At 46.4% G+C, this 23,270-nt stretch carries 20 protein-coding genes; 14 read left to right on the plus strand and 6 right to left on the minus strand.

Annotated features, from left to right (window positions below; translation table 11 throughout):
• Positions 1 to 235 precede the first annotated feature (235 nt).
• From OEZ43_10815 to OEZ43_10835, 5 genes are all read left to right on the plus strand, one after another.
• Positions 236 to 598 (plus strand): hypothetical protein, encoded by a 363-nt coding sequence (locus OEZ43_10815; protein MDH5546077.1) that lies wholly within the window; start codon positions 236 to 238, stop codon positions 596 to 598.
• Positions 599 to 811: 213 nt separating this feature from the next.
• Positions 812 to 1,099, plus strand: coding sequence for a hypothetical protein (locus OEZ43_10820; GenBank protein MDH5546078.1), 288 nt, complete (start codon positions 812 to 814; stop codon positions 1,097 to 1,099).
• Between the two features lie 106 nt (positions 1,100 to 1,205).
• Positions 1,206 to 2,441: a hypothetical protein gene (locus tag OEZ43_10825; protein ID MDH5546079.1), complete on the plus strand. Its 1,236-nt coding sequence runs from the start codon at positions 1,206 to 1,208 to the stop codon at positions 2,439 to 2,441.
• A 9-nt stretch (positions 2,442 to 2,450) separates the two neighbouring features.
• Positions 2,451 to 3,356, plus strand: coding sequence for a metal ABC transporter substrate-binding protein (locus OEZ43_10830; protein ID MDH5546080.1), 906 nt, complete (start codon positions 2,451 to 2,453; stop codon positions 3,354 to 3,356).
• Positions 3,356 to 4,174, plus strand: coding sequence for a metal ABC transporter permease (locus OEZ43_10835; protein ID MDH5546081.1), 819 nt, complete (start codon positions 3,356 to 3,358; stop codon positions 4,172 to 4,174). The genes OEZ43_10830 and OEZ43_10835 overlap by 1 nt, the downstream gene beginning before the upstream one ends.
• A 54-nt stretch (positions 4,175 to 4,228) precedes the next feature.
• On the opposite strand, the gene OEZ43_10840 is transcribed toward OEZ43_10835, so the two are convergent.
• Complete coding sequence (locus OEZ43_10840) at positions 4,229 to 6,625, minus strand: bifunctional metallophosphatase/5'-nucleotidase (protein MDH5546082.1); 2,397 nt, start codon at positions 6,623 to 6,625, stop codon at positions 4,229 to 4,231.
• Positions 6,626 to 7,252: 627 nt separating this feature from the next.
• Between OEZ43_10840 and OEZ43_10845 the strand changes: the two genes are divergently transcribed.
• The 7 genes from OEZ43_10845 to OEZ43_10875 all read left to right on the plus strand — a co-directional run bounded on the left by OEZ43_10845 (position 7,253) and on the right by OEZ43_10875 (position 13,239).
• Positions 7,253 to 8,113 carry a GGDEF domain-containing protein gene (locus tag OEZ43_10845; GenBank protein ID MDH5546083.1) on the plus strand — a complete coding sequence of 287 codons (861 nt, stop codon included), beginning with the start codon at positions 7,253 to 7,255 and terminating at the stop codon, positions 8,111 to 8,113.
• A 328-nt stretch (positions 8,114 to 8,441) separates the two neighbouring features.
• Positions 8,442 to 8,930, plus strand: coding sequence for an MgtC/SapB family protein (locus OEZ43_10850; protein MDH5546084.1), 489 nt, complete (start codon positions 8,442 to 8,444; stop codon positions 8,928 to 8,930).
• Between the two features lie 372 nt (positions 8,931 to 9,302).
• Positions 9,303 to 9,773: a cupin domain-containing protein gene (locus OEZ43_10855; GenBank protein ID MDH5546085.1), complete on the plus strand. Its 471-nt coding sequence runs from the start codon at positions 9,303 to 9,305 to the stop codon at positions 9,771 to 9,773.
• A 299-nt stretch (positions 9,774 to 10,072) separates the two neighbouring features.
• Positions 10,073 to 10,552 carry a DsrE family protein gene (locus OEZ43_10860; protein ID MDH5546086.1) on the plus strand — a complete coding sequence of 160 codons (480 nt, stop codon included), beginning with the start codon at positions 10,073 to 10,075 and terminating at the stop codon, positions 10,550 to 10,552.
• 86 nt (positions 10,553 to 10,638) lie between these two features.
• A complete protein-coding gene (locus OEZ43_10865) occupies positions 10,639 to 11,040 on the plus strand; it encodes a VOC family protein (GenBank protein ID MDH5546087.1) in 402 nt (133 codons plus the stop codon).
• Positions 11,041 to 11,092: 52 nt separating this feature from the next.
• Positions 11,093 to 11,431 carry a zinc ribbon domain-containing protein YjdM gene (locus OEZ43_10870; GenBank protein MDH5546088.1) on the plus strand — a complete coding sequence of 113 codons (339 nt, stop codon included), beginning with the start codon at positions 11,093 to 11,095 and terminating at the stop codon, positions 11,429 to 11,431.
• 251 nt (positions 11,432 to 11,682) lie between these two features.
• A complete protein-coding gene (locus OEZ43_10875; protein ID MDH5546089.1) occupies positions 11,683 to 13,239 on the plus strand; it encodes a hypothetical protein in 1,557 nt (518 codons plus the stop codon).
• 86 nt (positions 13,240 to 13,325) lie between these two features.
• Here the strand turns inward: OEZ43_10875 and OEZ43_10880 are convergent, their stop codons facing one another.
• A complete protein-coding gene (locus OEZ43_10880) occupies positions 13,326 to 13,610 on the minus strand; it encodes a DUF4389 domain-containing protein (GenBank protein MDH5546090.1) in 285 nt (94 codons plus the stop codon).
• Between the two features lie 685 nt (positions 13,611 to 14,295).
• Between OEZ43_10880 and OEZ43_10885 the strand changes: the two genes are divergently transcribed.
• Positions 14,296 to 14,490, plus strand: coding sequence for a hypothetical protein (locus OEZ43_10885; GenBank protein ID MDH5546091.1), 195 nt, complete (start codon positions 14,296 to 14,298; stop codon positions 14,488 to 14,490).
• A gap of 109 nt (positions 14,491 to 14,599) precedes the next feature.
• On the opposite strand, the gene OEZ43_10890 is transcribed toward OEZ43_10885, so the two are convergent.
• The 3 genes from OEZ43_10890 to OEZ43_10900 all read right to left on the minus strand — a co-directional run bounded on the left by OEZ43_10890 (position 14,600) and on the right by OEZ43_10900 (position 19,254).
• Positions 14,600 to 16,531, minus strand: a complete 1,932-nt coding sequence (locus tag OEZ43_10890; GenBank protein MDH5546092.1) for an FG-GAP-like repeat-containing protein — start codon at positions 16,529 to 16,531, stop codon at positions 14,600 to 14,602.
• A 381-nt stretch (positions 16,532 to 16,912) separates the two neighbouring features.
• Positions 16,913 to 18,238, minus strand: a complete 1,326-nt coding sequence (locus OEZ43_10895) for an ATP-binding protein (GenBank protein ID MDH5546093.1) — start codon at positions 18,236 to 18,238, stop codon at positions 16,913 to 16,915.
• A gap of 260 nt (positions 18,239 to 18,498) precedes the next feature.
• Positions 18,499 to 19,254 carry a hypothetical protein gene (locus OEZ43_10900; protein ID MDH5546094.1) on the minus strand — a complete coding sequence of 252 codons (756 nt, stop codon included), beginning with the start codon at positions 19,252 to 19,254 and terminating at the stop codon, positions 18,499 to 18,501.
• Positions 19,255 to 19,470: 216 nt separating this feature from the next.
• Here OEZ43_10900 and OEZ43_10905 point away from each other — a divergent pair, with 216 nt between their 5' ends.
• Positions 19,471 to 21,438, plus strand: coding sequence for an Ig-like domain-containing protein (locus OEZ43_10905; GenBank protein ID MDH5546095.1), 1,968 nt, complete (start codon positions 19,471 to 19,473; stop codon positions 21,436 to 21,438).
• A 2-nt stretch (positions 21,439 to 21,440) separates the two neighbouring features.
• On the opposite strand, the gene OEZ43_10910 is transcribed toward OEZ43_10905, so the two are convergent.
• Positions 21,441 to 23,267 (minus strand): ATP-binding protein, encoded by a 1,827-nt coding sequence (locus OEZ43_10910; GenBank protein MDH5546096.1) that lies wholly within the window; start codon positions 23,265 to 23,267, stop codon positions 21,441 to 21,443.
• Positions 23,268 to 23,270: the final 3 nt, after the last annotated feature.

Raw genomic sequence — 23,270 nt, forward strand, 5'->3', positions numbered from 1 at the left:
CAAATAGCGCCATAAAACCATCACCGTAAATTTAAACAACGAAACACCCAATAGTGGGGCAAAACACCCAATCCAACGCTTGTCAAAACGTCTGAACGAAAGACCTAAACACCATCCGCTTGTTTTCTTACAGAATGTCTATTGAGAAAAGTAATTGGCACAAAACATGTGTATGCATTGCTGCCTGCATATTGGATTCAGGCCTTCGAAAAAAAGTAAGTTTGAATTGGAGAAAATGATGAGAAAAATTATTACTGCTTGTTCAGCTCTTGTATTCCTGACTGCTATGTCAACTGCGCATGCAGCAATGACAGAAGTTTGTGACACCGCTTTGTCGATGACAAAAAACTATACTAACGCTGTTGAGATAACTGGGCGACAGGCCGATCGTGATCGCGCTACTTTGTTAGGCAAAATTGACGATGCAAGGTTGAAGATGTTGTTAGACAAACCGGAAGACGCATGGCAGAAGCTGGAAGATTATAAAACTAAGGTCGCAAGCATGGTGGAAAGTCTAAAACCGAGTTTGAGTCAGACGGATGCTGAGTCTCTAACAACTGCAGCAATTGAAAGTCAGATGGTATGCACTGGAATGTAGTGTTAATGGTCGAAAGTATCTCGTTTAGCCTTATATATAAAGACTAAGAATTGCGCCTTTCCTGATCCGAGTCGGACACGGGAGGCGCTGTCTTACCATCCGGCAATCCACTCGCGAAGATCCATAAAAGTCCTGATAATCAGCGATATATCCACAGCTCACAGGTAGGAGTTTTTAGTTTTCGGCGAACAAAACTTCGGCTATGATGCCCGAATGAAATATGCCTCTCGCATTCTGCCGATTCTGTTGCTAACGCTATGTTTTGCTGGCTATCTGTTGCATCAGACCCAACACCAAATTGACCCTGGCACTGTTGATGAGAGCACCAATTGCGAGTTTTGTCTCACCGGACATGGCCCTACAGCGCTGACTTCCTCGTCCGATCCGCTGGTAACAGGCGAGTTTCAAGCGTGTGATATACCAGCAGTTTCCCATCAAATATCTTTAAGTTTCAGAGGCTTTCAGTTTTCCTCCCGCGCACCACCTACGATAGGCGCGTAATCAGTCCTTATAGTCTTAGTGTTTTTGCTCGTCGGCATCGGTACAGATACCGCAGGCTACATGTTAAGACCCGTTCTAGTCGGTATTTAGATTCGTAGGTAAGCATATGTTGTCAGATAGAAAATCCTTTAATTCAGGGCTTGTTCTGTTGTTATCTGTCAGTCTTTCGTTTGGCGCCCAGGCGTCTGGTGAAGGTCTGCAAATAGGCCTTTCGGGCACTTCTGCCGTCGGTATGGGTACGGTAGGCGATGGCACAATCGCTAAATTACAGGCCGGTGGTCATGATCCAAAACGCAACGGTTTTACCGTGCAGAACATCGAACTCTCTTTGTCTGCCGCCGTCGACCCGTATTGGGATGCACAGTCGAATATTGTGTCGCAGATTTCTCCCGATGGGGAAAGCGTTTTCGAACTGGAAGAAGCCTATTTTGTTTCGCGGGCGCTTCCGCTGGGATTACAACTCAAAGGCGGACAGTTCTATACCGAGTTCGGTCGTCACAATCCGCAACATCCTCATGTTTGGTCTTTTGTGGATCAACCTATCATCGCCAGTCGCCTGTTAGGCGGGGATGGTTTACGCAGTCAGGGTGGACGACTGTCCTGGTTAGCCCCTTTGCCCTGGATGTCAGAATTTTTCGTCGCGTTGCAAAATGCCAACGGTGAAACAACACATAGTTTTATGAGCAGCGGTGAACAGCACAACCACGGAGGGGAAATACAGGCGGAAGCTAGTTTCGCAGAGTTTGCTCTGGTCGATAGACCGGTAAAGAATGCGGGGGATCTGTTGTATTCCGTGCGTTGGCTGAACGGCTTCGATGTGGGTGAGACACTCGGTGCCAATCTTGGTTTGTCCGCATTGTATGGACCGAATAACACCGGCTATGAAACGGACACGCAAATCCTTGGCGCAGATGTATTCGTTAAATGGCAGGCGCAACAAAGCCATCGTGGTTTTCCTTTTGTCGCATGGCACACAGAAATTATGCGACGGGATTATCTTGCAGGAGATGAGGGCAATACGGCACATGCAAAACTGATCGACGTGGGCATGTTCAGTCAGTTGACCTGGGGGTTTCGGCAGGGATGGGTAATGGGTCTGCGTTATGAATGGGCACAAGGTAATGAGGCCCATGCCCATGATGCGTTGGCTGAGGAAGAAATTGATCCTATGCGTGACAAGCGCCAGCGAATGTCGACGAATCTCACGTATTTCCCGAGCGAGTTTAGCAAGGTTCGACTGCAATACAATCAAGATCATGCCGATCACCTTGGCGGTGTCGCACATAGTTTTTGGTTGCAGATTGAATACACCATAGGTGCGCACATGGCGCATCAGTTTTAGGAGTTGGCTATGATGCGCTTTATTCAAATAGTGATTACGACTTTGTCGCTGCTAACATCGGGCATTGTGAGTGCGCAGCTCAATGTGGTGACAACAACGCAAGACCTGGCGGCTCTGGCGCAAGCGGTGGGTGGTTCACACATCCACGCAGAGGCGTTGACTATGGGTACGCGAGACCCACACTTTGCCGAGGCAAGGCCGAGTATGATACGCGTCGTACATGGGGCTGATGTGTTAGTTGTTGTCGGCGCTGACCTGGAAATTGGATGGCTGCCAGCAGTTTTACGTTCTGCGCGCAATGCAAAGGTACAAACAGGTGGCGAAGGCTTTCTTGATTTGTCTGAGCATGTGGCGTTGTTAGGCAAGGCCTCTGGCCCAGTTGATCGAAGTCTGGGAGATGTACATGTACAGGGCAATCCCCATTACTGGCTGGACCCGCAAAATGGTTTGGTCATGGCCCGAACGATTGCCGACAAACTCATTGAAATGGATAAAACTCATCGCGTAGATTACGAAGCAAATTTTGCCAGTTTCGAAAAGACTTTACAGACAAAAATAAAACAGTGGCATGACGCGCTTTCGATTCTAAAAGGCAAGAAGATTATTGTGTATCACAATTCTCTTTTGTATCTGGCCAAAACCTTTGGCTTTGAGATCGTCGCCGAGATCGAACCAAAACCGGGCATATCGCCAAGTGCCGCTCATTTGGCCAAGTTGGTGTCGACAATTAAAAGCCAGGATATCGATTTATTACTCATGGAACCATATTACGAAAGACGTTCCGCAGAATTTCTACAACGAAATACCGGTATACAGGTGTACGTCATACCGCAATCAGTAGGATCGACCAGTAAAGTCACTAACTATATTGAACTCTTCGACGAAATTGTGTTTGCTTTACGCGGAGTCAAGTAATGGAATATTGGCTGCTATTACCCGCGTTTACCATGATGGCGCTTATGGCGCTCACACATTCCTATCTGGGCATACACATACTCGCTCGGGGCATTATTTTTGCCGATCTTGCCCTGGCGCAAATCGCGGCCCTGGGAGCCAGTATCGCTTTTTTAATGGGCGAGGACGCTCACGGAAGCTCGGCTGGGTTTTATGCGTTTGCCGCTACTTTTGTCGCCGCGGCGCTCTTTTCTCAGCTTCGTCGTATTGAAGACAACACGACACGAGAAGTAGCAATAGGTGTCGCCTACGTTGTTTCGACAGCACTCTCTGTGGTGATACTTAGTCGTTCCTCGCAGGGAATGGAGGAACTCAAATCTATCTTCAATGGCAATATATTGTGGGTGAGTTGGGACGATATCGGTGTAGTTGCGGCGACATATGCGCTGGTCAGCATAATACATATCGTTTATCGACGCGCTTTTTCTCAACTGTCCTTCGGTGACGCATCGCGGAAGCCTAATTATCTGTGGGAGTTTTTCTTCTTTCTTTCATTCGCCGTCGTAATCACTGTTGCGGTGCGTATCGCTGGTGTGTTGCTGGTGTTTGCTTTCCTGATTATTCCGGCGTTCAGCGCGTCATTGGTTAAGCCAAACTACCGAACTCGCTTATGGATAGCTTTTCTAATGGGACTCGCAGGCGCGCTTATGGGACTCTATGTTGCGTTTGTCTTGGATTTGCCCGTAGGTGCAACCGTGGTTTCCCTATTGGGATTGTTGCCATTGCTGGCACTTGTGCTGCGTATCTTTATACGGGGAAACAACGTACACCGGCAATAAAAAAAGCCGACCACCATTTCGATGGTCGGCTTCATTCCAGAGGCTCTCTCGGAATTATTGATTAGGACAAACTGTTGGTGCTGCTTCGACTACGCCAGTAGTAGGATTCAGCGCTGGAATGGTACCACACAGTGGCTGCATTACAGGGAATCCAAACACGTCACGACCTGGCAGGCTTGCACCATCAACCAAGGTAATGCGGTTTTGAACTGGATTGGCCGGACCATTTGCCGCCAAATACTTCTCGATTACAGTAACCAACTCGATTGCTTTACCTGCAACCTTTGGACGGTTGTCGGCTTCACGTAAGATGTTGCCATCCGCATCGTAAAGCAGAACTGGCTTGCCACTGGCATCCAGAGCAGGTGTGCCGTCGTCGTTTACGTTAACTGGCAAAATGTAAGGTGCTTCAGCGCTATTGTCGTCGTTCGACAAACCAGCTGGATTACAGTTTGGACAGTTATTCAATTTCAACGGGCTGCGCTCATACCAGTAACCAGCAACAGAAAGTGCAGGTAACTGGTTTTGTTTGCTAGCAGTACCAGACTTAAAGTTCCAAGGTAATTTACCGGCTGGAACTGGATCTGTTTGCAGTGCGTATGTTGTCAAAGGTGCTGGAAGATTTGCACCCCAGTTTGCCATCCACGCGCCATTTGTTCCATTGGTGATTTGCGTTACCGCTTTATCCGTACAGCCAGCTTGTTCAGCGGCTGGTAGACGGTCACAAGGAACGGCTACAGTCAGTTCACGCGCACGTGAATCAACGTTAGCAGTACGGTAGTGGTATGGGTCGAACTTCACGCTGAAGTTGTCAGCACTGTAAGCAAACAACCAACCACCGGCCCAACCGTTGTTGTTCTTAGGCGCGGCTTCAACCAGTGTGCTACCTGGGTCCGAGCTAAAGACGGCTTGTGAAGAGTTGTCTACCTGGTTACGCAACTGACCAACGTGAATACGGCTGGCCTTACCGATGCGTGCACCGATGGGAATGAAGTGATACAAGTCGTTACGAGTAATCGGACCTGGTTTTACATGTGTTCCATAACGGAAACCACGTACGGTTGCCAGGTCAGACTGCGCCCACCAGCGAATCGCATCAGCGATGAAGTCATGCGATGTACCTTCAAGTACGGCAGGCATGTTTTCATCGGAATAGTTGCTACGGTGTAGACCGACTTCAGTTGAACCTACAACTTCGTCGAGTGAACCGGTCAAGCAAGTACCGCTGAATGTGTTGTAGTATGGGCTGCTTTCGTTACAAGGAATGGTGCTGTCGAAGCCCTTGGTGAAGATGTAGCGCACGTTCTTAACTTTGCGAGCAACGTCTTCGTTTTCCTCGATACCGTCATGAATGCGGTGACCACGGAAAGAAGAGTCAACGACTTTCTTGTTACGAATCGTCAGCTTCAGCTCGCCCAACATGGTGCCGTCCTGACCTTCTTCAATCAACAAGGTTTCAGCAGTGCCGCTCTTGTTCTTGATACGGATAGGCTCACGAGTTTCTTCGTGCATATCTGAGTTCAGGATAACGTCGATGTGGTTAGCGCCATCAAGTGCCGCAGAAGTGCGCACCATCTGGATGTTTACGCCGACTTCGATCTCGGTGATCAATACCAGCAAATCAACATTGTGGCCGTTTGGATCGCGTAGGATCGGTGTATAGTATTCCACTTCTTTTTGACAGTCAGTGAATTCAATACCGTCGACTACCCAGCTACCAACCACTTGAGGACCACGGCGTGTAGTACAGCCGATGATACCGACTTTTACACCGTCTACGTCTTTAACAGAGTATGCAGGTAAAATGCGTGTACCGTTATTCAAATACCAGTTTGACCAATCATCATATTGGGCAACGGTGTGTACGCGAGGCAGTGTGGCTGGAATCAGACCAGAGGTGAAGTTTGCGCTGGTTGCGCCTATGATGTTGCCATTGCTATCGACGTCGGTAATGGTATTGTAAAGGTTACTCGCCAAAGCACCCCAGCGATTGCCCTTGCCGTCTTTACCGGTTCCGTTGCCAAAGAATTCTTTGAAACGATCTGGTCCGTATACAAATTCCCAGTTTCCAGCAGCAAAGGCTTGTACGTTAAACATGTCGACCACGTCGACGAGTGCCTTACCGCGGGTGTAAAGTGCTTCACCAGAACCTTGTGTGGTGTCGCCAGTATTGATCAACAGTGTGCGTGAATTATTTTCACGAATACGTTTGATCTTGGTATACATACGTGCCAGACCACCTTCCATACGGCCATCACCATCGCTACGCAGGTTAGGGCGTGGTGTGGTATGTCCATGAAGGTCGCCCATATGGATCAAGGTGATTTCCTTGCTATAAGTGCTATAGCTGCTCTCATGGTCGTCATCACTGGCGGCGACGTATGCAGATGGCAGAATACTACCAAGCACCATTGCCATCGCGACAACAATCGGTTTTCGTATAAAACTCATACGTAATACTCCTGATGTTTCCCTAGTCAGTCGGATATGTCTAAAAGAAAAGCAATACACACTTGGGTGGCAACCGTTACTTGTTATGCTTTTCTTGTCGGATACGTTCTAAACTGCCTTTTGGCAGTTCCGGGAAATGCTAGATCAAAATTCTGATTTTGTCCGCAAGTTCCACCCGCTTTTCCGATGAATTCTTTTTGTTACAACGATCTTATTTTTGGATGGGTAGTCCAGAATGCAACAAAAAAGTATTAAATATGAAGAGTTAATCCGGGTTGAAAACAGGTATAAATACCCTTGAAAGACTCGGGCGTATCCTGTGACGCCTTCGTGTAAGATAGGGGTGACTTAAGGAAGACAGTAAATGTGGACGTCATAAGTCGGAGATTTTTTATTTATTCTATTATATTAATATCATCTGTCACCTTTTTAGGCGATTGCTCTCGCTTTTTCCTTGGGCTTACGATGCTCCTCCACATAACGATTTTCCCCGAAGTCAGGTCCAGGTTGACACGCGACCGACAACTTTAATTTTAGTTAGAAAAACCTGGAATATTTGGGAACAAAAATACTCGCAGCGAATCAATATGTAATGCGAGTTATTTGAATGGGACAAAGGGAATTCGAATGTCACTTACACAATTGGATCTTGAATTGATTCCGTTGCCTGCTTTGCAACTAAACAGCAAGTTAGAGATTGTCGGTTCGAATCTTCTTTTTGTTCACACGTTCGATCAGGATAGTTCTCAAGTTCGGCCACTTGTAGATTTTCTGGATCTTCAGTCATACGAACAACTCATCGCCGGAATTCAAGAATCACCTTCAGAATCGTCTGCGCCACTTAATTTGTGCCTCACAAGTTCTGATATTTCTCACTCTGTCGAAGTAAGCTGGAAGCGGATAGGGGACATGACCAATAGTGCCTATCTCCTGGTACTCAATTGCGTCGATAAATATGTCGATGAAATCGAAAAGCTTCGCTTCTACGCGACGCGAGATTCCCTGACGGGTAGTTTGAATCGCTGGGCATTTTTTTCGCGCTTTGATGAGGAGTTTAAAAAGGCGGACCGTTATGACTTACCTTTGTCAGTCGTGATTTTTGATGTGGATTTGTTCAAGCGGATAAACGATACCTATGGTCATCCGGTGGGTGATGCTTTGTTGATACACATAGTCAAAACCGCGAGAGACAGTCTACGTAACAGCGATATACTCGCGCGTATTGGTGGCGACGAATTCGCCATTTTGATGCCGCACACCGGATATGTTCAGGCTGGGGAGGTTGCTGAACGACTATTGCACAATATCAATCACTCGGTCATGGCTTACGACGAGCACCGCATTACCCCAAAAATCAGTCTTGGCGTAGCCTCAACAAAAGGGGCTCAACATACTGTTCAAACCCTGATGGCGCAATGTGATCGTGCCTTGTACCAGGCCAAACGCAAATCGCATGGGCGAATAGATGCCATAAGCGATGTTGCATAGATGGGAAATTACGTGGCTACTCCTGGTGAATATCGTCGTTTGCTAGCTGGTTAGCTCTATGAAAGCCATATTATCTCCGTGCCCGCCAATTATTAACATTGAATAGACAATCGGTTATGATGTAATCATAAAGTAAGAATATGCTTATATTAAGAGGGATCTGTGGTCCTGGGTGGCGGATAGGTGCTGGCGTTGGCGTGAGCTCGCTGACTATAGCTACACCGTAAGCCGAAATACTGAAACGCTAAATTTCATACGTATCGACTATTCCCGGGCTGGGAATTTGCATTTCAGATCAAACCAGATTTTTTGGAAGGCTTACGACGGTATGCAGGCATTATTTGACATAGACCCCTTCAACTGGCCGGCCATTGTAACGGCTTTACTCTGCGGCACCATTATTGGGTTGGAACGACAACTGCGCGGCAAACCGGTTGGGATACGCACATCAGCACTAATCGTACTGGGAACCTATGTCTTTGTGAAATCTGCGTCCACCTTGGTGGGTAATGTTGACGCAGGCAGGGTTATCGGCCAGGTCATTACCGGCATTGGATTCCTCGGTGCAGGTGTGATGCTAGCACGAGAAGGAATCGTCGTTGGTGTTACCTCTGCATCCGCCATCTGGGCGCTTGCGTCCATCGGTGTGACTATTGGCCTGGGCTATCATCTCACCGCAATAAAACTCTCCTTCGTAGTCATTTTTATCTTACTCGGCGTCGACTTACTCGAAGACTATTCCGCCGCATTCACCCGTGGCGTACACGCTAAAATACGCGACTGGCGAGGGCGCGGAATACAACCGCGGCAAGAGTAAAATGTCGCAAATTATTCGCCTCGCGTTTCGACAATTTCTCACGCTCTAACATCGCTCATTCCACTTAAACGAACCCACGCGTATTTGTATGGCGGCCATACGGTGCATTTTCCCTTGTGCGTCTGATGAAATTGCTATTAAATCAGTATAATTCTGAATTGACAGACAGGTTTTGCGTTGCACTTCAAATTACCCGGAAACAAGGGTGTTATATGACATTAGTCGCGGAGATTGAAGTTTAAAATGTTCTCCCGAAGGAGCTGAAGGCATAGAGCTTGTTTTGGAAAGGGCAGTATTTCCGTCCGTGACAACTTAGCAAAAGGGCGTTTCTTGGTTGCTATCCCATGCATAATCTGCGACACCTAAAGGACAATGATGATTACTAAAAAACCAATTAGCGCGAGAGAAGTATCAGGCTCAGACCGGTCTGTTTATCCAGAACCTTTCGCTTCAATGATGAAAGGTCGCTTCAAAAGAAAATTGGGAGAATTTTTTGGTCTCCAAAACTTTGGTGTAAATCTAACAGAATTGGCGCCTGGGGGTATTTCCGCGTTGAAGCATTATCATTTAACGCAAGACGAATTCATTTATATTGTTTCTGGATGTCCAACCCTTTTATTGGACGACAAAGAATTTTCAATGTCGCCTGGGGACTGCTTTGGCGTTCGAGCAGGCGAAAAATGCGGAGCCCAATTGAAAAATGGATCCAATGAGGCTGTTGTATATCTGGAAGTTGGTGATCGTACGGCAGGGGATATCGTTGAATATCCCGACGATGACTTAAAAGCATTTGATACCGAGTCTGGCTGGGTATTTACGCATAAGAACGGTGATAAGTATTGATTCATCAATATTCAGTTTTCCGCTGTGTTCCCACCGTACAATGATGAAGTCAGGTAGGAGCGGAGTAGTGGGAATCGTTGCAAGTAGGAAAAATATGGTTATCCCGCTTAATTTATGTTTTTATCAAGTCTGTGCGACAGCGCGATTATCATTTAACGGAGTTTTGATGAAATGATAATTGGCGAATATTTAGTCTTTGGTGGGTTTGCCGCTGGGCGATCAATGATATTTAGTTCGAGTATCGGTGTCGGTCTATCGCTTCCTGGTTTTTAAACGCTGCAGACGTAAAAGAGGTGACCTTGCACATTACTGTATTATTGGCGATATGTATTGTGACATTTAATGCCTTATTGAACCCCACGCTTGCCAGCGATTCTGCGTCTTGGGGAACGGCAAAAGGTGTGGATTATCGTTACGCACCACAAAAGGTGTTATACGATCTCACCACCGGCGATGCAGAACATCTCAAAAATATTATGGATAGAGTGGGACTATTGTATAAATTGTATGATTCAGATCCATTTGAAAGTTCGATCGTTGTAATCATTCATGGGGACAGCATACCTTTCTTCAGTATAGCCAACACGCAGAATTATGAATTGATGAAAAGAGCCTATAATTTTACGTTAGGCTCGACGATTGAATTTCGCATGTGTCAGGCAGCCGCGAAGGTCAGGGGTTACGAGCCGCGTGATATCCATGGGTTCGTAAAGATGGTGCCGATGGCGGATGCAGAAATTGTAAAACTGCAAAAGGAAGGTTATGCCTATATGCAATAGAGTATGGTTTCGCATTCTTTACTTGAATAAACTTTCGTCATTCTATTGATGGCCTAAAGTCATCGTCAATTGCACAGGAAGTACATATGGATATGCCAGTCACTCGCGGTGTTCATCATATCGGTCTAACAGTCTCAAAACTGGAAGAAAGTGCACGGTTTTTCACCACTATACTTGCTTGGAAGGAAGTACGTAGGCGCGAAGATTATCCTGCGATATTTGTTAGTGACGGGCATATTATGCTCACGCTGTGGGCAACGAAAGAAGAGCCTTTTATAGCGTTCGATAAGAACAGAAATGTTGGATTGCATCATGTTGCGCTCGCGGTCGCCGACGAGACTGGGCTCAACAAAACATACGAGCGATTAAAAGAACATCATGTTGAGATTGAGTTCTCTCCGGAGTTATTAGGGGCCGGGCCTGCCAAGCATATGATGTGTTATGACCCGAGTGGCATTCGTGTGGAATTTATTTGGCCTGGTAACTAGCAGGTATTACGCGAGAATTATGCAAACACTTTTAATTATATAGAGAATTACTATGAGTGAGTTACCCAGTTGTCCAAGTTGTAGTTCTGTTTATACCTACGAAGACGGAAATATGTTGGTCTGCCCGGAGTGTGGTCATGAGTGGAAGATCGGCGATGAGGCTCAGCAAGTCGAAGGACTTGCCATTAAGGACTCCAATGGCAATCTATTGAGTGATGGTGACACGGTTAGCGTAATTAAGGACTTGAAGGTGAAGGGTAGTTCCTTAGTCGTTAAGGTCGGCACCAAGGTCAAAAATATCAGGCTGGTGGAGGGCGATCATAACATCGATTGCAAGATAGACGGCATTGGACCAATGAAACTCAAATCGGAGTTTGTTAAAAAAGTGTAGCGGCATGCCGCCTGGTTTTTCGCTAAGTACGGGGTTTCCTATAAAGCGCTATCCGATAATTCTCATAACACAAGGCCGGAAGGGTTAGTGTTCGCTTCGTGAGCAAAACGTGAGTGCGTTGAAATATAGTAGCCATATGCTTTCTCGGTAATCCATAAGGTGTTTCCGGAGAGCTTGCGCGGACGAAGGAGTCGCCGCGGATTATAAAAGTGCGAGTTGAAACTATTAAAACCAGGACATAAGGACACAACATGAAAAGTCTAAGTAAATTTATAATATTTCTTTTATTTACCACACTGATGGCAGCGTGTTTCCATGAATCGCTGTTCGAGGTAAAAGAAGAAGATAAAGTCGACGGCAGTAAGGTAGCCGTAGTCAATTCAGAAAAATTCGAAGAGAGTAGTACACCGGTTGCACTTTCAGAAACTGATGCGAAAGATGCGGCCAGGGCCAGCATGAAAAAAGCCCTCAATGATGGTGTCTACGCGCTGAGAGATTCCGTTGAAAGCATGGACGCTGAGAATAGTCTCTCTTTTGCGCTGAAGGCCCAGACCCTCCGTAATAAACCGGCTTACAAGGCGCTTAGTTCCCCACAGATGTCGCGTTTTCTAAATGGTCGATTCGGTCAGAAAATGTCGAAAACCTTTCTAAACGGACGCAGTTTGGTCGGACGTACAATGCACGAGGAGGATGAACTTGCGGACGCAATCGACATGTTATTTGATGAGATACTTGATGCAGGTGTGAAGGACGGAAATACTGTTACCTATTCACTACAGGACAGTGTATGCGACGACATTTCCGATGAGGATGACCTTGCTGCCTGTGAAGAATTGCAAAAGCATGTGTTTGTGGACATCGTCCTAAATTCTGACACCTCTGGCGTAATCAAGCTTAGATACGATGATTACGCACCCATGGCATTCGGCTATAGCCAGGACGAATGGTATTACGAGGTGAATCTCTCGGTGATTAAGGCTTTGGCGGAACAAATTCAAGAAGACTTTGATTTATCACAAGACGAAATAGATGCCCTTGAATTGCCTGAGAAGCTATCAGGCAGTTTCCGTGTAACGCTTGCGTTACCAGCCGAAAACAAGGTCCGCATGGCTTTTGGTATTACGAATGATATAGATGTTATCTTTTCTGATAGCAGTGGCAGTAGCAGTGAAAAAATCACATTTTTTGTCGCAACGGCTGAAGTAGTGTCCTTAACTGTAGATATTGAAGATACAGACTCAGATTTAGTGATTGATCTTCACCGGACGGAATTTTCATATGCAGAGACTAATGAAAATAAAACAGAGTCTGTAAAATTCGCAATGGCAGGCGTCACCGGAACGTTTAGCGGAAAGATCGACGGCGATACTCTGGTAGCGACCAACGTCGGTTTAAGGGGCCAGCCAGTAACGTTTGACATAAATGGTCAACGCGCCGTAACGATAGAGGCCGATACTATAGATATTACTGCGGGTGAAAGCGAAGATAAATTTTCGATCACTTTAGACAAAGCATTGTCGGCGAAGGTAACGGTGAAGAACGTCAATGGTGAATTCGCATATGAAATTTTCTCAAATGCCGATAATCCGAGAGATCCAAATTTGAGTGCATCTTTTTCCGTAACCGCACCGGCTGGAACGGTATTGGCGGATTCTCAGGAGGAGTGGATGCGAGTGGATGAAGGTGGGCCATTTAAACTGACGGTAACCGGTCCGGACGCAGGAAGTGTGACGGTGAACCAGGGTGAGTGTCTCATCATCCCAATTGACGATTCGTTTCCAACAGCGGAAGAGTGCGCTGCACTATAAAATTGAAGTTTTCAGTTAACACTAAGCCCCCAATGAACTCCTTGGGGGCTTTTTTAGTTTATGGGATGGATAAATCGTAGTGTTTTTTACACTTCTGGTTCGCTATCCCAATTGTCGAATGGGAAGGGTTTATATTCAGAGTTAAAGGTGAGAAAACGAAGTATCTGATAGACATAAAGGGACAATTGCTGGCCGAACGCCGTTAATGAAACATTAGGCGCACCTGTCACGACTGCAAAGCCGAAATTAATAACCACTACGCCGAATATGACAAACTTAGCAATCCAGTAGATAAAGCCAAATAGCAACATATGAAATCCGCGTGACCAGGTGGTGGAATTTTCCAGGTGTTCTTTGATTTCGTCATTCATGTCTGTCTCCCTATGGGTGGGTACCGAACCCCAAGACTATATTGGGGGTATAGTTGACCTTTCAACACCCCTGACGGGGAAATCTGATACCTAATTTCAGTTTTTTGTTCGAAATAGCATTTTTGAAAATATCAAACCTGGGCAAATCCCTGTAATTGCGGCCATCAAAAGAAAACTGGAAGGGATATAGAGCACCCAGTGCGCGACCGAAAATCCGGTTAAACCAATTCCAAGCCATAAAACGCCTGATGTAACTAGTAGAAAAAACCGTACAGCGGGTGGCGCCATATGTTCCTTGAGCATTGAAGGTCTCCTATGTTGCAGTCAAAAACCCAATTTAGTACTTAAACAGTACTTTAGTCGGTACGACTAAAAGCGGCAAGAATCGTAATACCCGCTACTTCAATTTTGCAATATCTCAAGGAGCGGGCTATGGACACCGAAATCAGATTTGGCGAATATGTGGAGATTTAGTGAAGATTGTCCAGGAGGATTAAGGTCGCATCGACTTAACCACGTGTATCCATTGATTCTCAAACATGCCAAGGACGTATGCTGACCGGCAAGAGCTTGAATATTACATTCTCCTGTAGCACTATTGATCTTCACGAACTGGGGCAGCCATCAAGGATTCCGGTGTTACAGAGCTCTAGTATTTTTAATGGAATTATCAAAGGAGGATGTTATGGCGACATATGAATGCAAGAAATGTGGAATGTCGGTTAATGCGACATGTGGGAAGTGTGATGCGCCTCTCGTAAATGGCAACTTAAAACTCGACGATAATTCTAATGTACAAATTTCTGAATGCCCAAATGGGCACGGAAAGATCAAATCGCCTATGTGTTGTGGCGAAGACATGAGTTGCACCGCATCTTAACCAGTATTCCTCCAATAGACCGAATAAAAAAATGCCAGCCTATACAGGCTGGCATTTTTTGTTTACACAATGTACTGAATTACTTTAGTGCAATTGCAATAAAGTTGATCTAACGCGCGTAATCCACCCACTGCCGTCCAATCGAATCATGACACAACATATCGTCTTTGCCGTCACCATTGAAATCGCCGGTGTGGACTTTTGCGCCTGAGTGACTGCACCAATTGGTTACACGAGCCCAATCAGCGCCGCTCAATCGACCAGCACTGTCGCCAAAGTCTACCGATTTATTGCCAGAACTTTCGTGGCAGAGTAGGTCGTCGCGATAGTCATTATTGAAATCGCCCACCAACAATGTGTTACCACTCCCCGCGCAAAAACCTGTGTTTGCACTCCAGTTGCTACCATTGAAGCGTCCGTAATTATCGGCAAGGTCAACCCACTTATTTCCAGCGGTGTCGTGACAAAGCATATCGGTTCGGCCATCGCCGTTGAAATCGCCCATGCGTATCTGCGCGCCCGTGTGGCTGCACCAGTGTGCATCGCGTTCCCAATTTGTACCGTAAAAACGTCCATAAGTATCCGCATAATCAATCCACTTATAGCCACTTGCAGTGTCATGACAAATCAAATCGGCACGGTGATCACCATTGACGTCGCCAACGAGCAATTCAGCGCTACCGTGTGAACACCAGTTTGTGGTCCGTGACCAATCTGTACCTAAAAATTGACCACTGTTGTTTGCATAGTCGATGTACTTATTACCGGCACTTGAGTGACACAACATGTCATCCCGTCCATCACCATTGTAGTCGCCGATAATGAGCTTCGCAGTTGTGCCTCCACACCAGTTAGCTGCCCGAGACCAATCTGTGCCATTGAATTGACCCAATGCGTCGGCAAAGTCTATCCACTTGGTTCCATTCGTATCGTGACACAGTAGGTCGGTTTTTCCGTCGCCGTTAAAGTCGCCGCGAAAGAGGCTAGCGCCACTATGGCTACACCAACCTGATTCTATTCGCCAGTCTGTGCCTTCAAACAAGCGTGTAGACTTGTTTACACAGCCGTCACAATTTTCAGTCAGGTTCTCTGTCGTCCAACTTGTGAGCCTTGGGATGACGTTTGCACCAGGAATGGTTGTCAGCCATGTACGTGCGTTGCCAAGACGGGCACCGATGGCATCGCCTGGGTCAGTTTGACCCCAAAGATCGATTTGCCAACTCGCCGTATAAACGAGCGGCCCCTGCAATACCGCCATAACCACACCGTGGCGCGCCAGTGCCTGTGTTCTTGAGGAAATTCCAAAAGACGAATTTGTCATTCCCGGTGCAAACTTTAGAAACGGACCGCCACTGTCTCCGCCTTCAAATCCCCAAACACCATCAAAGGTCGAACGTGGTATGTGAAAAAACTCTTCACGAAAATTGTTGTAGTACTTCATCCAGTCCGTGAAACCGCAGGTCAGTCTGCTTGTTACGCCATAACCGCATAGTGAGTTGGTTCTGTCTGGAGAAGATGCCGTATTGTCCGCAACTTCCAACGGATCGCCGACATAAATCGCCCGTTCATATTGCGCAATCGGGTTTCCGCTTGCATCATTTACCGGGAGGTAATCCTGAATTCGGACAAAGGCGATGTCCGCCGGTCCAAACCACGAGGTATGCCCGCCATTACTGAGCCAATCTGGATGGACAAAAACTCTGGAGTCCAGGGTTTGTGTTGTAGTTCCATTGTAATTTACCCATGCTCTTGGGTCGGTAAAATGGCTGTGTACATAATACAAATCGTCATGATTACTAAAACAGTGGGCAGCTGTGACAATCCAGGTTTGATTCTCTGAAGCAGAGGAGTACAAAATAGTCCCGGTACATCGACCGCCACCTGACCCGGAGTTATCAAGAGTATTCAGTCGAACTATGCCGGTTTTATCCAATACGCCGGTCATATCATCTCCACCAGGAACCGCGTAACTCATCCCTGACCAGGAGCAGGCCAGGAGCATTAAAGCGCCTCCAAGACTACCAAATATGCGATTTTTCATGAATGTCTCCTTGTTCTATAAAAGAAATCTCGTACGGATTGCCGAGTGCATTACAGATGCTTTCTACAGTAGGGGAAACTTGTTGGTGTGTATGTGTGGAAAGACACAAGGGCGCCTGTGTGATATTCATCACCTTGTTTTTCATCGAAAGTGATTTGGGTAATAGCTAACCTTGCACTGCTTCTCCGCAGATTATACTGCGCATAATATATATTATGTTAAATCAAAGAACCTAAAAGAAAAGCCGGAGGATCCTACGACTCTCCGGCTTCTACTTGTCTGTACGACCGAATCTTACTGTTTAGTGTATGGATGGTCCTTATCCAGGTTTGTCGGCCGTTTGCTTATAGACGAGCCGTTATTGGTAGTGAAAAATAGCTTTTATACGCTTGGCTTTAACGGAAGCTCGACGACAAAATTCGAGCCCACGCCGGGCTGGCTTTGTGCTTTGATTGTCCCGCCGAGAAGATTGCACAGATGGCGCGTAATGGCCAATCCCAGGCCCGTACCACCATATTTACGCGTAGTCGAATTGTCTGCCTGTTTAAAGGCTTCGAAAAGATTTTCGATTTGTTCCTGATTCATACCGATGCCGGTGTCAGAAACCGTCAGTATCAGTTTGCCGCTTGTTACCGAACCTTCCAAGCTTATCGCGACTGTTAATTGTCCATTGTCCGTAAACTTATTGGCATTTCCTATTAGGTTATACAATATCTGATGCAACTTGGTTGAGTCGGTGTGAATGTAGTCGTTGTTGGTAATATTTTTTGTTTCTAGTTTGATCGTATTGTGTTTTTCCTGGGCCAGGTTTTCAAGACTGGCAATCACCTCTTGCGCTGTTCGCACCGGTGACACCTCTTCGAGTTCGACACTCACCTCGCCCGCCTCAATTTTTGATAGATCAAGGACGTTGTTAATCAAGGAGAGCAAATGTTTTCCAGACGTGTTTATCCGGTTGATGTCCGATAACGTGTCGCTATCAAATTGTTCTTCTGATTCGGCCAACATTTCGCTATATCCGATAATCGCATTCAGTGGCGTACGTAATTCATGACTCATATTCGCCAGAAAAAAACTTTTGGCGCGGCTGGCGTCCAATGCCTTGTCGCGGGTACTCTCGAGCTCTTTGGCCTGTTCCGAAATGCGCTGCAGCGATTCTTTCAGGCTGCTGTCCTGATGAGACATTACCCGGTCTGCGCGTTTTACAATAAAATAAAGTACCCAATACAGGACAAAAATCGTCCCAATCATAATGCTAAAAAAAGTCGCCTGCTGCTGCCAGATACTGCGAAATCGTTCGGTGACATCGTAGTAAACTACGAATACGCCAACGACGGGTTTTTCATGTAGCGATGTATCATGTATAGGCAAATAACTTGAGACGACATCGATATCGTGAACCACCCCTGATATGGCATTAAAACTGTCGCGATGAGACAGTTCACTTATGACGCGCCCGGTTCGCGCGGATACGCTACCGGGATACCCAGGGTCTTTTACCGTGCCGATTTGCGGTTTTTGAGTAGAGAAAATTACACGTCCACCCATATCAAAGATATTGACCTTTAACACTGGTGTATCGCGTACGGCCTCCTCCACCATGGCGGATATCATACGGGTATAGGCATGTTCGGCCAGGACACTGCTTTCCAGCGTCGACGCCTCTTTGGCGAAGGGATGAAAATGTGGCCAAATGGTGTTTTGCATCACCTGCGTCAGTGTAACTACACTCCCCTCCCCATGCGATACAAGTGTTTGAATTGATTGAGATCTGTAAAAATAAGACAGCGTGACCGTTGCCGCAACGATACACACCAGCGACAGCACGGAAAAGTACTTAAGTAACGGAAAACTCAAGTTTTTATTAGTCAAGGCACACGACATCCCGTGGAATAGACAATCCCATATGATTTATCGGAACGCGGGCAAGATTAATTAATGACCAACGAGCAGTTAATTTAGCGTAGTTATTTTGAATTTATACGTGGTCCAATGTCTTTCAATGCTTTTTTGAAAAATGGCCATAGAGAGGCCTTTAGAAAGGGCTTTACCTTCTGCTTGTCTATGCCTTTATAGGTACAGAAAATCGCCAGCGCGTAAGTCATATCCCATTGCGACAGAAAATTCGTACGTTCTACGATGGGACCGGCACAGCTACCGCAAGAACGGACTTTATTCGTGAAGGCCGTATTCGCCATGATGACGCCAAACCCCAAAAACACCGCTAGCAGTTCCGTAATATGTGGCCAGTTTTCCTGGCCGCCAGGCGGCGGTTCCTTAGCCAGAGAGCCCAGATAATGCGCCAGTACATGGGCGAAATGGGCAATAAGCACCTCTGGGTTGTTTACGGCATAGGGGCTGTAGGTTATGGGAATAGCTGCCTGGCCTGGGGCCGTTGTCTGCATGGAGTTTTTGCCTCTGGCGGCATCTGGCAGTGTTAGCGTGGGTGTTAAAAGTCCCGTGGCATCGTTTTCATCTATGAGCTGCAAAGGCCAGTGATTTAAGCCCGAATAGTTCACAACGCGCTCAAATACCATCCCCGCCATTTCATGTGCGCTGCTTGCGCGGCCTGGAAACATATCATTTGACGGCACAACCAGTATTGTCTCTTCTCGAAACGTCTTCGCGTCGAAGTTACGCAATGCCCAGGCAAAGGTGTCCAACATCCAGTTGATATATTCTTCTTCAAGTAGCGGTTTTGTTTTAAAAAGTGCGGTGAACATATGGCGATATTTGATTGATTTCCAAACTGCCTACATTGTATTCCCTAAACAGACATTTGTCCGCTGGCGAATACACCTGTTAACGGCATGGTCTAATCCAGACAGATCGGTGCCTATACCATTTGTATCCCCGGTATAGAAAACTGTGTCAATTACCCTATAATGTGCCTCCAGAATAATGCATTTTCAAAATTAAAACAGAACGGTGAGGGAGATATGGGAAGGTCCTTTCTGGCGGTCGCCAGTCTAGTACTTTTTTCATTGCTAGTCTCTGCCTGCGGCGAAGGCGCGCCTTCAAGCGATGGGACAAAAAGCAAGTTTGAAATCAAGTCAGTCAACCCGGAAGAAGGTTCGCGTGAAGCGTTTGAGTTTCCGGTTGATGGGGTTATTACAGCTACCTTTAGTAGCGCAGTCGATCCCGAAACATTAGATCAGTATTCGTTCAAGATCGAAAATGCGATGAACGAAGAGGCGGTTCCGGCCACTGTTGAATACGATGAAGAAACTCTCACCGCTACGTTAATACCCCAAGGATTAGAATACGCGGGGCATTACAAGATCACTCTAACCGAAGATATCAAAAGTACCCGTGGCAGCGCCCTTGCTGAACCCAAGTCATGGGAAATCAAAACGGTTCTGGCTATTGGTCGAATCGAATTTTCACCTGCTTCCGGCGATACTGAAGTCGGCGTCGATACAGTTTTACGGGTAAGTTTTTATGCCCCAATAGACGAAAACTCGCTTAATGACACAACGTTTAAACTCACGAATATCGCCAATAAGTTTCTTCTACTCGGTGGAACGGTGGAATACGATGCAAGCTCCTACACGGTGACTTTTACGCCAGATGAGCCGTTGCTGCCGAATAGTAACTACGAATACATCCTGTCCAGCGAAATTCTCGGTGAAGAAACCGGTATGCCGCTACTCCCCGTGCCTCAGATCATCCAATTCTCAACCGGCGGTGGTGCGGAATATGACCAGATTTTTGGAACGACTGGCGAAGACAGAACCGCAGGAATGGTCAGCAATTTTGTAGAAGGATGGCATTTTATCACCGGCACCACTGATGACAGTTTCGCAGAATCGGAAGGTGACAATGACGTCTTTATCATTGCTGTCGACGTGGCGACTGGAGAAAAACTGGCTGTACATCAATTTGGAACGCCGGAAAGCGATATTGCAACAGGCATTGCGCTGGACAGCGAAGGAAACATATACATCTCAGGAAAAACGCAGGGCAGCTTTGCCGAGGCCGAGCCGCCGACAAAGCAACGTATGTTCCTTGCCAAGTTCATCTTTGATGGAGACAAATTTACCCGTGTATGGATAGATGAACGCGGTACGGGAAATACCTTTGCGCAAGGCGTTGCCATTGACGCGCTAGATGATATCTATGTATTGGCTGCGACCGATGAACCTCTCGCCGAAGAGTCGCTGTTCGGCGAAATCGATCTTGTGGTATTGAAATACACAAAAGATATGACGATCGAATGGAGTGTTCCCGTGGGCAGTACCCACACCGAAATGCCCAGAGGTATTGCGGTCGGTGATGACTTCGTCTATGTGTTGGGTGATTCGGACGGTGATATTGCCAATCCGTTTTCTACCGTGAGTGATCCCAGTCCGTTTCTCGCGCAAATTGAGAAAGAAGAAGTCACTCTTAAGATATTTCCCTTTGAGCATAGCGAAACCGTTGAGGCGCATTATGTCAACACCATAGTTGCAAGCGGTAATAATGTGTATGTTGGCGCAACAGTTATCGATAGCGAAGTCAATTCCACTGAAAGTAATTCTATCCTCATTAGTCATATTGATGATAATGGCGTGACTAAGGATGAATTCAAGATTGATCTCAATGGTATAGGAAAAGTGGGCTCTATCGCCGTTGGACCAGGAGACTACGTCTTTCTTTCCGTTTGGCAGGAAGCCGAAAACGAAGCCATTCCTGCGCTATCTATGAAGATATATCAATTCGATGCAGACCTGCGCAACCAAACCTGGGGAGATAGCGCTGGCCGTATAAGTGGTACTGAACATATCGATCCTACTACAATGACAATTGATAATAGCGGCAACATCTATGCTGCAGGCTATGTTCATGGTGAGTTGGGCGGACTAACAACTAAGGGTGGCGCTGATGCCTTTCTGCTGAAGTTTAATTTTAACGGGGTGAAGCAGTAGGCTTAGCTAACAAAGTGAAATGGAATCGATAGCGTGAAGGTGCTGCCTCTTCTTTCCGAAGAGTCCACATAGATTTCGCCGTGTAACGCGGCGGCAAATTTTTTACAGGAAGCGAGGCCGATTCCCGTTCCACCAACGGTGCGGGTTGATGATCCGTCGAGTTGAACGAACTCCTCGAAAATTTCTTCCTTTTTATTGCTATCGAAACCAACACCGGTATCTTTGATCGTAAATAGTAGGAAGACTTCACCCTGCTCCGCCTGTTTTACGCCCAAATCCAGTTCAACGCTGCCTTGGGCAGTATATTTGACTGCGTTATCCATTAACTCGCGAAGAATTAAACGCAAAGTGGAACGGTTACCTGATACTCTCAAAGGTACGTTATCTTCCGTTTTTTGTACGAGAGAAATTCCGGCCTTTATGCATTTGGGTTGAAACTCGCTTACCATCTCCTTGACGACATCTCTTGGATTGAAAACTTCCAGGCTTCCTATTTTTATTTCGTCAGATGTTTCTGTATACGAAACCATGCGGTCAACGATTTCATTTAATTGCTTCGCGGAGTTCATACCGGCCAATAAGTATTCACGTTGTTCTTCGGTTAAATCATCGGCGTCGAGTAATGAGAGAATGCCCATAATGCCATTTAGAGGTGTTCGAAACTCATGACTGACATTCCGTAATATTTCGCTCTTCAGTCTATCATTACGTTCTGCCGCCTCACGGGCATGCAGTAGTTCATTTTCGTACGCTGCCTGCAGATCGGCGTCATGCAATGTTACCGAGTAACGTTTTTCATTAGAGATTGAAATTTCTTTTATCGCAATCTCTACATGTATTTCCTCGCCATTTTTCTTAACACCAGAGACGCGGCGCTTTAGGCGAGAATAAGGCACCTTATCCTCTTTTGACAAATCGATTAATAGCTGATGATGTGCGCCATGATGATAGCTTGGCGTCAGTATGTTGATATGCTTACCCTGTAGCTCCATTGCGGTATAGCCGAAAATATCTTCACAAGCGGTATTGGCACTCACGATATTGCCCATAGTGTCAACAACCATAATACCGTCATGAGAGGATTCGACGATGGCTTCTTTCTCTTCCAGACTGTTTAACAGCTTTGTGTGTGCCTGTACCAGTCGTTCCGACATGCGGCGAAATGACGCGGACAAGGCGCCAATTTCATCTCGTCGATTGAGCAAGGACATGGCGAGGTTAATCGGCTTTCCCAAAGATACGACATTGGTCGCTTCGGTCAGACTTTCTATCGGCTTGGTAAATCGATTTGCAATCATAAAGGTGCCGGCGAACAATATGATGAACATTATGCCCATTACCAAAGAAATACGCTGTTGGGTTGAACCTAATATCTCGTGATTAACGTCGGTATAGTAGGCAACATAAGCTGAAGCAAAATATTTACTCCCTATGTTTATCGGATGAGAGACGACATTTACCGGGCGATTTTCAAAGAATACTTCCGCATGTGTCTCATCATAGGTATTTATCTCTCCCAGATATTTTCCAATATAATATCCATTGGTATGAGAGATGATTTGCCCATCAGGTCTAGCGATTGCGGCATAGGCGTAGTCTTCTGAAGGGATAGAAGATCGAACCCAGCGCTCTATTAACTCATAGTCTTCGGAAATTAGCGCATCCAGGCTTCCCTCAGCCAGCGTATAGACCTGGTGAGTCGCATCGGTTTCTCGCACTTTTTCGATTCGGGTGTTCGCATCGGATATGAGAATTTTGCCAACGATAAAAATACCGATAACAAAAAGAATCGCGAGACTGACTAGGAGACGTGTTTTTATACTTAGCATGGA

This window comes from Gammaproteobacteria bacterium (assembly GCA_029881255.1).
In the GTDB taxonomy this organism is placed as follows: domain Bacteria; phylum Pseudomonadota; class Gammaproteobacteria; order S012-40; family S012-40; genus JAOUMY01.